Origin of the sequence: Thioclava atlantica (assembly GCF_000737065.1) — a bacterium.
In the GTDB taxonomy this organism is placed as follows: domain Bacteria; phylum Pseudomonadota; class Alphaproteobacteria; order Rhodobacterales; family Rhodobacteraceae; genus Thioclava; species Thioclava atlantica.
In genome coordinates, this window is the sequence record NZ_AQRC01000018.1 from 34,017 (window position 1) to 46,984 (window position 12,968).

Here is a 12,968-nt window from a genome sequence, read left to right on the forward strand (position 1 = left end):
CAGGAGACACGTTACCAACAAGGCTTTCACGTCAGGCCTCCGGCACATAGCGGTAGGCATCGTCCTTGCGCTCGACATGGCCGACCCCGCCCTCGGGCAGGTGGAAGCCGATGATCGGCATCTTCTCCGAGGCGAGCTGATCGAGCAGCGCGACGCGGGTCTTCGCCCCCAGATCGGGATCCTGATCCGAGCCCGAGGCCATCGCGGGAGCCGCGAAGGCGAGGTAGTGATTGACGATCGCATCGCCGGTGACGAAGGCCGAGCTGTTGCCGTTGCGGATCTCGAAGGACATGTGGCCCGGCGTGTGGCCGGGCGTCATCCGCGCCGCGATACCGGGCAGGATTTCCTCGCCATCCCCGAAGGTTGCGATCTGATCTTCAAGCGTCTCGAGCCGGCGCAGGGCGCCCGCGGCGAAGGTCTTGCGCCCGTCATCGATCGTGTTGACCGTATCCGGGTCGCGCCAATAGTCGAACTCGTCCTTGCCCATCATATGCGCGGCGTTGAAGAATATCGGCTCGTCGAAATCGTCGAGCACGCCCCACAGATGGTCGGGATGGCCATGGGTGAAGACGACGTGGGTGACGTCCTCGGGGGCCACCTCGAGCGCATCCATCGCTTCCATGATCTTGCCCGCGGTGGGCATGAAATCGGGGCCTGCGCCGACATCGAACAGCACCGTGTTGGTGCCGTCGCGATAAAGCGTCACGTTGCAGGGCGGCTCGACCTGGGGGCCGGTGATCCCGTATTCCTCGAGGATCGGCTTGGCGGCCGGATCGCTGCTCACGAAGCCCATCGGCAGGATGAGATTGCCATCCGAGAGCGTGTCGATCCGGGCCGCGCCGAGCTCGAGCGTGTTGGCGGCGAAGGTCATCCGGGGCAGGGCGGTCATCGCACCAGCCGCCATCGCCCCGCGCAGAATCGTGCGTCGCGTGAATTTCATGCCTGTTCCTCCCTCGACAGGTATTCAATCCTGCGAATATGACCGACCCGACGTCGCGGGGCAAGCGCTCAGATCACGCATCCGCGATGGCGGTTTGATCGCCGCTGCCCTTACTGCGCCGCCTTCAGCGCCCCTTCGGCGGCCGCGCGGATCGCGGCGATGTTCTGGCCATAGACCTCCGGCTTGTCGACCGAGCCGCCCTTGAACACGGCCGAGCCCGCGACGAAACAATCCGCGCCCGCCTCGACGAGCGAGCCGACGGTGGAGGGATCGACGCCGCCATCGACCTGGATATGGATTTCGCGGTCGCCGATCATCTCGCGCACCTGACGCACCTTGTTGATGCTCGAGGGGATGAATTTCTGCCCGCCGAAACCGGGGTTCACGCTCATTACCAGCACCATGTCGACAAGGTCGAGCAATTCCGAGATCACGCTTGCGGGCGTGCCGGGGTTGAGCGAGATGCCGCATTTCACGCCCTGCGCCTTGATCGCCTGAAGCGTGCGGTGCGGGTGGGGGCCTGCCTCCCAATGCGCCACGATCATGTCGGCGCCCGCCTCGGCATAGGCCTCGATATAGGGGTCGACCGGCGCGATCATCAGATGCACGTCCATGAAGGTCTTCACATGCGGGCGGAACGCCTTCACGGCCGGAGGACCGAAGGTCAGGTTCGGCACGAAATGCCCGTCCATGACATCGACATGGACCCAGTCGGCGCCCTGCGCCTCGATGGCGCGGATCTCGGCGCCGAAATTGGCGAAATCGGCCGAAAGGATCGAGGGCGCGATCTTGATGGAACGGTCAAAGCTCATGGGGTCCTCCGTGGGGCCTATTTCGTCAGTTGCGCGAACAGGGTCGGCAGTTTCTCGGGCAGGCGCTCGACCTGATCGATGATCGTGTAGTTGTTGGTCCCGAAGATCCGCGACACGTAGCGGTCTGCCTCGGGGTCCAGGGTCAGGCAATAGCTGTTCACCGCCATCTGCTGCAACTCGGAAACCGCCTTCTTGGCGTCCATGCGCAGATATTGCGGATCGCGCTCGTCGATATCGGCGGGTTCGCCATCGGTGACGATCAGCAGAAGCTTGTGCGCCTCGGGACGCGCGGCAAGGTGATGGGCGGCATGGCGCATCGCGGCCCCCATCCGGGTCGAGAGCCCGCCCTTCATTCCCGCCATCCGGGATTTCGCTTCTTCGTCAAGACGTTCCTCGAAGTCCTTGAAGCGGAAATACCGAACGTCATGGCGCCCGTCCGAGGCAAAACCATGGATCGCGAAAGGATCGCCGATCCCCGAGATCGCCGAAGCCACCAGCGCCGATGCCTCGCGCGTCAGATCCAGCACGGTCTTGTCCGATCCGCGCACGGTTTCATTGGTGCTTTCCGACAGATCGAGCAGGATCACCACCGCCAGATCGCGCCGGTTGATGACGTTGCGCATGGTGATGCGCATGTCGGGCTGCATGCCGATGCGTTGCATCACCATCGCATCCACGGCCGCGTTGATGTCGAGCTCGTCTCCATCCTCCAGCCGGCGCTGGCGCGACACCCCTTGCGGGCGCAGCCGGTCCACGATCTGCTTGATCCGGTGGCGGATGCCGCGATGCTCGCTCAGCACCCGGTCGATGATCTTCGGATCGCCCTTGCCCGCACGGCGCTCGTAGACGGTGGCCCAGCTCGGGCGCATCAGCTGCACCTTGTAATCCCATTCGCCGTAATGGAACGGGTCCGAGACCGGCTCCTTGCCCTCCATCTCGTTATAGGAGACGCCCTCGTCCTCGTAGGGGAAAAGCTCCGAGGACAGCACCCAGACCTCTTGCGCATCGTCGCCCGCGGTCTCGACATCGACCTCGTTGACGAATTCCATCAGGCCCACATGCTTGCGCACCTGTCCCTGGTCGGGCTGGTAGGCGGACATGTTGTCCCAATCGTACTCCTCGAGCGCCCAGATGAAGCGGTTGTCGTCGCGATAGGGGATGTTGAGCGATTCAAGGATGCGCAGGGAGGGCACGGCCCGACGCTGCGCGAGGATATTGTAAAGCTCCACCCCGAGCGACCATGAGAACATCGTCTCGCGCTCATTGCCCGCGATCTCGGAATGGAAGGTCTCGACGAGATTGTCGATCTCGAGATCGCCGGTGCGCAGCCCGGGCACGTTCAGCGCCTTGGCGACCTTCTCTAGCAGATACATCGTTTCGTGCTCGTAGGCCTTCGGCCCGGTCTCGGGCATCAGTGAGGCAAAGAGCGCCTTCAGGCCCGGGAAGGCCTGCGTGGCGCAATATTCAACGCGCGCATCCTCGATCATCCCGATCAGGAAAATCTGTGCGGGATTGAGCGCCTGCTGGCCCAGACCGCGATCGGAATAGACGATATGGGCGGCCATATGCGCGCACATCGCGCGATAGAGATCGAGCCCGGTCCGGCCCCCGATCCCGTCCACGGCGTCGGGCAGGTGCAGCGCGCCATCCTCGATGAACGGGCGGAAGCCCGCGAAATCCGCAGCCGAGGGGCGCAGGAAGAAATCGCGCCCCCAGAAGGCGCGCAGGTAGAAATTGAGCCGCCGCTGGCTGTCGATGAAGAGCGTTCCACGGCGTTCCTGTTTCAGAACGGCCCGGCTGTCTTCGGAGACCAGCCCGAAATAATCCGCCTGTTTCGGCAGGTCGCGGCGATAGGCCTCGGCGCCGAAATCGACCCAGCGACGCAGGCCGGACAGCGTGAGTTTGCCCAGCAATTCCTCCAGCACGCCGAACATCGGCCGAAGGCCGCGCGGCGCGATCGCCGCGAGCCGGTGCAAAAGGCCGAGATAGCCGCGCAGAAGTTCCGGATCGCCGAAACGCCGGGCCGCGCCGGGCAGGGTGGAGATCATCAGCGTGAGCACTTCGCCCGACACCATCGAGGCGAGTTTCAGCACCGCGCCGACCACGTCGCGGATCACGTCCTCGCCGCATTCCTTGGCCACCTGCGGCATCTCGTCGAGATAGCTCACCAGCAGCCGCGGCCCCTTGCCGAGAGAAGTCATCGCCCGCGCGCCATCCATGTAGTCCTTCAGCCCCGCCGGAGACATCAGCCGCGCGGCCTCGTGGAACAGCCCTTCGAGACTGTCCTCAAGCTCAGAAGCCGCCTTGACCAGCTCCTCGCGGTACTCCTCGAGATCGACCTTCATCCCTGCCTCACGCGACCTTGGAGCTGTCGGTGATCTCGGGGAAGAAGGTCTGGACGGCGGCCTGCAGCGTGTCGCGCATGTCCGGATCGTCGGTCAGCGGCTCCACCAGCGCCATCTGGCAGGCGGCGGGCGCGGGGATGTCCTGCGAGATCAGCTGGCCGGCATAGACCAGAAGGCGCGTCGACATTCCCTCATCGAGCCCGTGGCCCTTGAGGTTGCGCGAACGCTCGGCGACCTGCACGAGCCGCTCGGCGGTCTTCAGGTCGATCCCGGCCTCGTGGCTGACGATCTCGGCCTCGGTCGCGGCCTGCGGATAGTCGAAGCTCATCGCGCCGAAGCGCTGCTTGGTCGATTGCTTGAGATCCTTCATCATCGACTGGTAGCCGGGGTTGTAGGAAATCACGACCTGGAAATCGGGATGGGCGTTGACCACCTCGCCCTTCTTCTCCAGCGGCAGCTGGCGGCGGTGGTCGGTCAGCGGGTGGATCACAACGGTGGTGTCCTGACGGGCCTCGACGACCTCGTCGAGATAGCAGATCGCGCCGATCCGCGCGGCGATGGTCAGCGGGCCGTCCTGCCACTTGGTGCCGTTGATATCGAGAAGGAAGCGCCCGATCAGGTCGGAGGCGGTCATGTCCTCGTTGCAGGCGACCGTGATCAGCGGACGCTGGAGCTTCCACGCCATGTATTCGACGAAGCGGGATTTGCCGCAGCCCGTGGGCCCCTTGAGCATCACCGGCATCCGCACGTCATAGGCGGCGGCGAATTGCTCCACCTCGTTCCCGACGGGTTTGTAATAGGGTTCGTTCTCGATGCGAAACTGGCTGGTGTCGATCTCGCTCATGGGATGGCCTTCTCGTTCGCGCTAGGGAATTCCGTGAAACGGGGCAGGGCGGGCCACCGCAGACCGGCAGCCCGTCCCGAAAGCCTTGTCAGGCCTTCATTTCGGCGCGGTGCACCACCATCGAGGTGCCCTGCGACTGCTTGAAGTTGTCGTAGCCCACAAGACGCACGTGATTGCCCGGGTTCGCCTTCTTGCACATCTCGATCTCGTTGAAGATCGCGTCGACATCGGTCTCGCCGAACATCGGCAGTTTCCACATGTACCAGAAGTTCGAGCGCATGTTCTCGGGCTCGGTATGTTCGATGGCCGGGTTCCAGCCCTTCGAGACGATATACTCCACCTGCTTGCGCAGCTCGTCATCCGTCAGTTGGGGCAGATAGGAAAAGGTGCCCATCTTGCGGCTGTTCGGATCCGAGATCCGCGAGCCGTAATCCTGCATTCCGCTCATGATTTCAATCCTTTCTCAGGCGTTCGTGAGGGGCGCACCTTAGCGGTGCGCCACGTCCAGCTTGTCCACGGTGTCGAACTCGAACTTGATCTCTTTCCACGTCTCCATGGCGATCTTCAGCTCCGGGCTGTGCTTGGCAGCCTCGGTCATGATGTCCTTGCTCTCCTTTTCCAGCTCGCGGCCCTCGTTGCGCGCCTTGACGCAGGCCTCGACCGCCACACGGTTCGCGGCCGCACCCGCGGCGTTGCCCCAGGGGTGGCCCAGCGTGCCGCCGCCGAACTGAAGGCAGCTGTCATCGCCGAAGATGTTGACGAGCGCGGGCATGTGCCAGACATGGATCCCGCCCGAGGCCACGGGCAGAACCCCCGGCATCTGGCCCCAGTCCTGATCGAAGAAGATGCCGCGCGAGCGGTCTTCCTTGACGTGCTTCTCGCGCATCAGGTCGATCCAGCCCAGCGTCGCCTCGCGGTCGCCCTCGAGCTTGCCGACGACGGTGCCCGAATGCAGGTGGTCGCCGCCAAGAAGGCGCAGCATCTTCGCGAGAACGCGGAAGTTGATGCCGTGCTTGGGGTGACGGTCGATCACACCGTGCATCGCGCGGTGCACATGCAGCAGCATGCCGTTGTCGCGGCACCAGCGGCTCAGCGAGGCCTGCGCGGCCCAGCCCATCGTCAGATAGTCCGACATGATGATCGGCGAGCCGATCTCCTTGGCGAACTCGGCGCGCTTGTACATCTCCTCGATGTTGGGCGCGGTCACGTTGAGGTAGTGGCCCTTGCGCTCGCCGGTTTCCTTCTCGGCCTTCTCGATCGCTTCCTGGCAGAATTCGAAACGGTCGCGCCAGCGCATGAAGGGCTGCGAGTTGATGTTCTCGTCATCCTTGGTGAAGTCGAGACCGCCCCGCAGCGCCTCGTAGACCGCCCGGCCGTAGTTCTTGGCCGAGAGGCCCAGCTTCGGCTTGATCGTGCAGCCGAGGAAGGGACGGCCGTATTTGTCGAGCTTGTCGCGCTCGACCTGGATGCCGTGGGGAGGGCCGTCGCAGGTGGTCACGAACCACAGCGGGAAGCGCACGTCTTCGAGACGCAGCGCACGCACGGCCTTGAAGCCGAACACGTTGCCCACCAGCGAGGTGAAGACGTTGACCACCGAGCCCTCTTCGAAGAGGCCCATCGGGTAGGCGATGAAAGCATAATAGCTCTCGTCGTCGCCCGGCACGTCCTCGATCGCATAGGCGCGGCCCTTGTAGTAATCGAGATCGGTCAGCAGGTCGGTCCAGACCGTGGTCCAGGTGCCGGTCGAGCTTTCCGCGGCGACGGCGGCGGCCGCCTCTTCGCGCGGCACGCCGGGCTGCGGGGTGATCTTGAAACAGGCCAGGACGTCGCTGTCCTTGGGCGTGTAGTTCGGTTCCCAGTAGGTTTCGCGGTATTCCTTGACGCCGGCGGAATACTTGCCGGGATTCGTTTGCTGGTTCATCTGAGGGTCTCCTTGTCTCCCTGAATCTCCGATGCGTCCCGGCAGCGCCCCGCCGGAAAGCGGGTTATGCGGCCTGCGCCTTCGCGACGGACGGGTCGAGTGCGCCGCTCGCATAGCGCTTGGCCATCTCGTCCATGTCGATCACGCCGATCTTCGAGGCGTTGCCGGCGGTGCCGAAGCGTTCGAACCGGTCGAGACAGAGCTTCTCCATCTCCTCCATCGCCGGGATCATGAATTTGCGCGGGTCGAACTCGGTCTTCTTGCTCATCGCGACCTTGCGGAACTGCCCGGTGATCGCCATGCGGTTGTCGGTGTCGATATTCACCTTGCGCACGCCAGACTTGATGCCGCGCTCGATCTCCTCGACGGGCACGCCATAGGTCTGGGGCATCTCGCCGCCGGATTCGTTGATCAGATCCTGCAGGTATTGCGGGACGCTCGACGAGCCGTGCATCACCAGATGCACGTTCGGGATGCGGGCGTGGATCTTCTCGATCTGGCTGATCGCGAGGATGTCGCCGGTGGGCTTGCGCGAGAACTTGTAGGCGCCATGCGAGGTCCCGCAGGCGATGGCGAGCGCGTCCACCCTGGTCAGCTTGACGAATTCGGCCGCCTCGTCGGGATCGGTCAGAAGCTGATCATGGCTGAGCTTGCCGACCGCGCCCGAGCCATCCTCTTCGGCGGCCTCGCCGGTCTCGAGATTGCCGAGCACACCCAGCTCGCCCTCGACCGAGGCGCCGACCCAATGAGCCATGTCGGCGACGCGCTTGGTGATGCCCACGTTGTAATCCCAGTCGGCGGGCGTCTTCATGTCTTCCTTCAGCGAGCCGTCCATCATCACCGAGGTGAAGCCGTGGCGGATCGCGGTGAGGCAGGTGGCCTCGTTATTGCCGTGGTCCTGATGCATGCAGAGCGGGATGTGGGGATACATCTCCGAGAGCGCCTGGATCATGTGGCGCAGCATGATGTCGCCCGCGTAAGACCGCGCCCCGCGGCTGGCCTGCATGATCACCGGCGCGTCGCATTTCGCGGCCGCGTTCATGATCGCCAGGCCCTGTTCCATGTTGTTGATGTTGAAAGCGGGCACGCCATAGCCGTATTCGGCCGCGTGATCGAGCAACTGTCTGAGCGTTATCAATGCCATGTCAGGTTCTCCTCATCTCCGTGGTCTTCCTCTTGACCGAAATATCCCGGGGGTCCGGGGGCGGCGCCCCCGGCCTTGCCCGCTCAGATCAGCTTGCCCATCGCGACGGCCGTGTCGGCCATGCGGTTCGAGAAGCCCCATTCGTTGTCGTACCAGCTCAGGATCCGGACCATCCTGCCGTCCATCACCTTGGTCTGGTCCATATGGAAGACCGAGGAATGAGGATCGTGGTTGAAGTCGCTGGAAACATTGGGTTTGTCGGTATAGCCGAGGATCCCCTTCATCGGGCCGTCGGCGGCCTTGCGGATCGCGGCATTGACCTCTTCGACCGTGGTGTCCTTCGCCGCCTCGAAGACGAGATCGACCACCGAGACATTCGGCGTGGGCACGCGGATCGCGACGCCGTCGAGGCGACCGTTGAGTTCGGGCAGAACCAGCCCCACCGCCTTCGCAGCCCCGGTCGAGGTCGGGATCATGCTGAGCGCCGCGGCGCGGGCGCGATAGAGATCCGAATGCATCGTGTCGAGCGTCGGCTGATCGCCCGTGTAGGAGTGGATCGTGGTCATGAAGCCTTTCGAGATCCCGATCGCGTCATTGAGCGCCTTGGCCACCGGCGACAGGCAGTTCGTGGTGCAGGACGCGTTCGAAACCACCAGGTCGTCCTTCGTCAGCGCACCGTCATTCACGCCGAAGACGATGGTCTTGTCGGCACCCGAGGCCGGGGCCGAGACGAGCACGCGCTTCGAGCCGTTCTCGAGATGGAAGGCCGCCTTGTCGCGCGCGGTGAAGATGCCCGTGCATTCCATCGCGACATCGACATCGCCCCAGGGCAGGTCCTTCGGGTCGCGGATCGCGGTCACCTTGATCCGGCCGCGGCCCGCGTCGATCCAGTCCTCGCCGGTCGTGACCGTGTTGGGAAAGCGCCCGTGGACGCTGTCGAATTGCAGCAGATGGGCGTTCGTCTCGACCGGGCCGAGATCGTTGATCGCGACCACCTCGATATCGGTGCGGCCGGATTCGATGATTCCGCGCAGCACGTTGCGACCGATGCGCCCGAACCCGTTGATGGCAACTTTAACCGTCATTCTCTCTTCGTCCCTCAGATCATATTTTTCGCTTCCGAGACAATTGCCTCGGGGGTGATGTTGAAGTGTTTGTAGAGCGCGGGGGCCGGGGCCGAGGCACCGAAGCCCGTCATTCCGACGAAGGCATCCTCGGGGCGCAGGAAGAGATCCCAGCCCTGACGGATCGCCGCCTCGCAGCCCACGCGCGGGGCCTCGCCCAGAACGGAGGCGCGATAGGCCGCGTCCTGCTGCGCGAAGAGTTCGAAACAGGGAGCGGAGACGACGGCGGCTTTGAGGCCCTGCTCGGCCAGCGCGTCGGCGGCGGCCATCGCGATCTCGACCTCGGAGCCCGTCGCGATCAGCGTCACGTCGCGCGTGCCCGGATCGCGCAGCAGATAGGCGCCGCGCGCAGTGAGGTTCTCGGGCTGATGCTCGGTGCGCTGCGTCGGCAAGTTTTGCCGCGAGGCCACGATCATCGTCGGCGTCGCTTGCGAGGTCATCGCGATTTCCCAGGCCTCGGCGGTCTCCACCGCATCAGCCGGCCGGAGGACGAGCAGGTTCGGGATCGCACGGAGCGAGGCCAGCTGCTCAACCGGCTGATGGGTGGGACCGTCCTCGCCGAGGCCGATCGAGTCATGGGTCATCACGTAGCAGACCGGCACACCCATCAGCGCCGAGAGGCGGATCGCCGGGCGGCAGTAATCGGCGAAGGCCATGAAGGTGCCGCCATAGGGCTTGAACCCGCCATGCAGCGCGATGCCGTTCATCGCCGCGGCCATCCCGTGTTCGCGGATGCCGTAATGAAGGTAGTCACCGTAGAAGTCATTCGGCGTGATCGAGGTCATCCCCGAGGATTTCGTGAGGTTCGAGCCCGTCAGGTCCGCCGAGCCGCCCACGGTGAAGGGCAGGGTCGCATTGACCACCTCGAGCGCCATCTGGCTCGCCTTGCGGCTGGCGACCTTGGGCTTGTCCTCGGCCAGCTTGCGCTTGTAGGCGTCGATCGCGGCGGGCAGGGCGCTCACGTCGCCCTCTTGCGCGGCGAGGAAATCGGCGCGGGCGGTCGCGGTGTTCAGCCGCGTTTCCCACTCCGCCCGCGCCGTTGCGCCTCGCGACGCAATCCGGCCCCATTCGTCATAGATCGCCTGGGGAATTTCGAAGGGCGCATGGTCCCAGTTGAGCCGCTTGCGCGCCGCCGCGATCTCGTCGTCGCCGAGCGGTGCGCCATGCACGTCGTGCCCGCCCTGCTTGTTGGGTGCGCCGAAGCCGATGATCGTGCGGCAGGCGATCATCGAGGGACGATCATCCTTGCGCGCGGCCTCGATCGCATCGGCAATCTCGGTCGGCGCGTGGCCGTCGCATTCGAGAACATGCCAACCGGCCGCCGCGAAGCGCGCCTTCTGGTCCATCGAGGTCGAGAGATCCGTGTCGCCGTCGATGGTGATCGCGTTGTCGTCCCACATCACGATCAGCTTGCCGAGCCTGAGATGCCCCGCGAGGTCGATCGCCTCGTGGCTGATCCCTTCCATCAGGCAGCCATCGCCCGCGATGACATAGGTGAAATGTTCCACCAGATCATCGCCGTATCGTGCGTTGTTCATCTTCTCGGCGATCGCCATTCCGACCGCGGTCGCGATCCCCTGGCCGAGCGGGCCGGTGGTGACCTCGATTCCGTCGGCATGGCCGTATTCGGGATGGCCGGCGGTGCGCGAGCCCAGCTGACGGAACGCCTTGATCTGGTCCATGTCCATATCGGCGTAGCCCAGCAGATGGTTGATCGCGTAGATCAGCATCGAGCCATGACCGGCCGACAGCACGAAACGGTCCCGGTCGGGCCATTTCGGCGCGGAAGGGTCGATCTTCATGAAGCGGTTGAACAGGACGGTTGCCACATCGGCCATGCCCATCGGCATGCCGGGATGGCCCGAATCGGCCTTTTGCACCGCATCCATCGCGAGCGCGCGGATTGCGTTCGCCATGCGGGTTTCCTGAGTGATATGAATATCTTTCATCGCTCTGTTCATCCTTCTCAGGCCCGCTGTGCCTCGCGCACGAGGCGCTCGATCAGGGGCGTCAGGATCAGCTGCATCGCCAGATCCTGCTTGTTTCCGGGAATGACGATCGAGTTGGCGCGGCTCATCCAGGAGCCCGCGATCATCGAGGTGAGATAGGGGAAGTCGATCCCGCGCGGGTTCTTGAAGCGGATCACCACGAGGCTCTCGTCGGCGGTCGGGATCCAGCGCGCGATGAACGGGTTCGAGGTATCGACCACCGGCACGCGCTGGAAATTAATGTCGGTCTCGGTGAATTGCGGGCAGATGCAGTGCACGTAGGCGTGCATCCGGCGCAGGATCACGTCGGTCACCGCCTCGGTCGTGTAGCCCCGGCTGGCGCGGTCGCGATGGATCTTCTGGATCCATTCGAGGTTGATCACCGGCACCACGCCGATCTTGAGATCGGCCAGGGCCGAGAGGTTCACCTCGTCATTGACGACGCAGCCATGCAGGCCCTCGTAGAAGAGCAGGTCGGATTGCGAATCGAACTCGCTCCAGTCGGTGAAATGACCCGGCGGCGTGCCGTATTTCTCGGCCTCGGCATCATCGTGAACGTAATGGCGGGTCTTGCCCTTGCCGGTCTCGCCATATTCGCGAAAGACCCGCTCCAACTCCTTGAGTTCATTCGCTTCGTAGGAGAAATGCGAGAAGCCCTGATCGCCGGATTCATAGCGGTTCTGAAGCTCTTCCTTCATGTCCGCGCGGTTGAACCGGTGGAAGGCATCGCCCTCGATCGAGACCGCCTTGATCCCTTCGCGGCGGAAGATCTGATCGAAGGTGGACTTGACCGTCGAGGTGCCAGCTCCCGAAGACCCGACGACGGAAATGATGGGGTGTTTCTTGGACATTCTCAGCTCCGGAACAGGCCGCGTTTGTTGAAGAGCGCGTTGGTCTCGTCCTGCGGCAAATCATGATAGGCGGCGACGCGCGCGACCTTGGAGGCCGAGCCGAACACGAAGGGCGTGCGCGCGTGCAGCCGGTCGGGCAGGGCGGTCAGGATCGGGTCGGCCCCGTCGGTCGCCCCGCCGCCAAGCTGGGTGACGAGCATCGCGATGGGCGCGCATTCGTAGACATGGCGCAGACGGCCGCGCTCATAGCCCTCGCGATCGTCGCCCGGATAGAGGAAGACGCCGCCCCGCGTGATGATCCGATGGGTCTCGGCCACGAGCGACGCGATCCAGCGCATGTTGAAATTGCGCCCGCGCGGCCCCTCGGCCCCCGCCACCATGTCATCGACGAAGGCGCGGATCGGCTGCGGCCAGTGACGGTAGTTCGAGGCGTTGATCGCGTATTCCGAGGTCTCGGTCGGCAGGGGTTTCGGATCGGCGACACGGGTCCAGATCTCGGTGCCCGGCTCGAGTACCCATTGCTGCACGCCATTGCCGAAGGTCACCACGAGCGCGGTCTGCGGCCCGAAGATGATGTAGCCGCCCGCGATCTGCTCGGTGCCGGGGCGCAGGAAGCTGGCCTCCGGCGTCTCGGCCGCGGGGAAGATCGAGAAGATCGTCCCGATCGAGACGTTCACGTCGATATTGGACGAACCGTCCAGCGGGTCGATCGCAAGCGCCAGCGTGCCGGCGCCGAAATCGACCACCTCGTCCTGTTCTTCGGAGGCATAGTGGCACACCGCGCCATCGCGCAGCGCATCCATGAACATGTCATCGGCGATGAGATCGAGCGCCTTCTGGCCGTCGCCGCCCGCATTGGTGCCCGCGGCCTCGGCCAGATTGCCATCGAGACCATTGCGCGCGATGATGCGGGCGAGACGGGCACCGACCCCTGTCAGACGGGTCATAGTGTCGGCAAGATCGGCCGACAGGCCGAGGCCGTCGAAATTCACTGACATC

Annotated in this window: 11 protein-coding genes; all 11 read right to left on the bottom strand. The window is 64.3% G+C overall.

All coding sequences use genetic code 11. The features are described from left to right. Nucleotides 1-31: 31 nt before the first annotated feature. The 11 genes from DW2_RS17545 to DW2_RS17595 all read right to left on the bottom strand — a co-directional run bounded on the left by DW2_RS17545 (nucleotide 32) and on the right by DW2_RS17595 (nucleotide 12,967). The gene (locus tag DW2_RS17545) at nucleotides 32-940 is read right to left on the bottom strand and encodes an MBL fold metallo-hydrolase (protein WP_038148568.1); all 909 of its coding nucleotides are present in this window, start codon (nucleotides 938-940) and stop codon (nucleotides 32-34) included. 110 nt (nucleotides 941-1,050) lie between these two features. Further along, nucleotides 1,051-1,752 carry a ribulose-phosphate 3-epimerase gene (gene rpe / locus DW2_RS17550; RefSeq protein ID WP_038148569.1) on the bottom strand — a complete coding sequence of 234 codons (702 nt, stop codon included), beginning with the start codon at nucleotides 1,750-1,752 and terminating at the stop codon, nucleotides 1,051-1,053. Between the two features lie 17 nt (nucleotides 1,753-1,769). After that, nucleotides 1,770-4,097 (bottom strand): nitric oxide reductase activation protein NorD, encoded by a 2,328-nt coding sequence (locus tag DW2_RS17555; protein ID WP_038148570.1) that lies wholly within the window; start codon nucleotides 4,095-4,097, stop codon nucleotides 1,770-1,772. Nucleotides 4,098-4,104: 7 nt separating this feature from the next. After that, nucleotides 4,105-4,941 (bottom strand): CbbQ/NirQ/NorQ/GpvN family protein, encoded by an 837-nt coding sequence (locus tag DW2_RS17560; protein ID WP_038148571.1) that lies wholly within the window; start codon nucleotides 4,939-4,941, stop codon nucleotides 4,105-4,107. Nucleotides 4,942-5,029: 88 nt separating this feature from the next. Continuing rightward, nucleotides 5,030-5,389 (bottom strand): ribulose bisphosphate carboxylase small subunit, encoded by a 360-nt coding sequence (locus tag DW2_RS17565; protein ID WP_038148572.1) that lies wholly within the window; start codon nucleotides 5,387-5,389, stop codon nucleotides 5,030-5,032. A 39-nt stretch (nucleotides 5,390-5,428) separates the two neighbouring features. Then, a complete protein-coding gene (locus tag DW2_RS17570) occupies nucleotides 5,429-6,862 on the bottom strand; it encodes a form I ribulose bisphosphate carboxylase large subunit (protein ID WP_038148573.1) in 1,434 nt (477 codons plus the stop codon). Between the two features lie 64 nt (nucleotides 6,863-6,926). After that, on the bottom strand, nucleotides 6,927-8,006 hold the full coding sequence (fba, locus tag DW2_RS17575) for a class II fructose-bisphosphate aldolase (RefSeq protein ID WP_038148574.1): 1,080 nt from the start codon (nucleotides 8,004-8,006) through the stop codon (nucleotides 6,927-6,929). Nucleotides 8,007-8,089: 83 nt separating this feature from the next. After that, nucleotides 8,090-9,091 (bottom strand): type I glyceraldehyde-3-phosphate dehydrogenase, encoded by a 1,002-nt coding sequence (gene gap / locus DW2_RS17580; protein ID WP_038148575.1) that lies wholly within the window; start codon nucleotides 9,089-9,091, stop codon nucleotides 8,090-8,092. 14 nt (nucleotides 9,092-9,105) lie between these two features. Beyond that, on the bottom strand, nucleotides 9,106-11,079 hold the full coding sequence (tkt, locus tag DW2_RS17585; RefSeq protein ID WP_038148576.1) for a transketolase: 1,974 nt from the start codon (nucleotides 11,077-11,079) through the stop codon (nucleotides 9,106-9,108). Between the two features lie 17 nt (nucleotides 11,080-11,096). Next, entirely contained in the window at nucleotides 11,097-11,969 is an 873-nt protein-coding gene (locus DW2_RS17590; RefSeq protein WP_038148577.1) for a phosphoribulokinase, read from the bottom strand. Nucleotides 11,970-11,971: 2 nt separating this feature from the next. After that, nucleotides 11,972-12,967, bottom strand: coding sequence for a class 1 fructose-bisphosphatase (locus DW2_RS17595; protein ID WP_038148610.1), 996 nt, complete (start codon nucleotides 12,965-12,967; stop codon nucleotides 11,972-11,974). Nucleotide 12,968 lies beyond the last annotated feature (1 nt).

What these genes read in the sequence shown, in the direction of transcription:
- DW2_RS17545 (WP_038148568.1), bottom strand. Translation starts at nt 940, where the DNA reads ATGAAATTCACGCGACGCACGATTCTGCGCGGGGCGATGGCGGCTGGT.
- rpe (WP_038148569.1), bottom strand. Translation starts at nt 1,752, where the DNA reads ATGAGCTTTGACCGTTCCATCAAGATCGCGCCCTCGATCCTTTCGGCC.
- DW2_RS17555 (WP_038148570.1), bottom strand. Translation starts at nt 4,097, where the DNA reads ATGAAGGTCGATCTCGAGGAGTACCGCGAGGAGCTGGTCAAGGCGGCT.
- DW2_RS17560 (WP_038148571.1), bottom strand. Translation starts at nt 4,941, where the DNA reads ATGAGCGAGATCGACACCAGCCAGTTTCGCATCGAGAACGAACCCTAT.
- DW2_RS17565 (WP_038148572.1), bottom strand. Translation starts at nt 5,389, where the DNA reads ATGAGCGGAATGCAGGATTACGGCTCGCGGATCTCGGATCCGAACAGC.
- DW2_RS17570 (WP_038148573.1), bottom strand. Translation starts at nt 6,862, where the DNA reads ATGAACCAGCAAACGAATCCCGGCAAGTATTCCGCCGGCGTCAAGGAA.
- fba (WP_038148574.1), bottom strand. Translation starts at nt 8,006, where the DNA reads ATGGCATTGATAACGCTCAGACAGTTGCTCGATCACGCGGCCGAATAC.
- gap (WP_038148575.1), bottom strand. Translation starts at nt 9,091, where the DNA reads ATGACGGTTAAAGTTGCCATCAACGGGTTCGGGCGCATCGGTCGCAAC.
- tkt (WP_038148576.1), bottom strand. Translation starts at nt 11,079, where the DNA reads ATGAAAGATATTCATATCACTCAGGAAACCCGCATGGCGAACGCAATC.
- DW2_RS17590 (WP_038148577.1), bottom strand. Translation starts at nt 11,969, where the DNA reads ATGTCCAAGAAACACCCCATCATTTCCGTCGTCGGGTCTTCGGGAGCT.
- DW2_RS17595 (WP_038148610.1), bottom strand. Translation starts at nt 12,967, where the DNA reads ATGTCAGTGAATTTCGACGGCCTCGGCCTGTCGGCCGATCTTGCCGAC.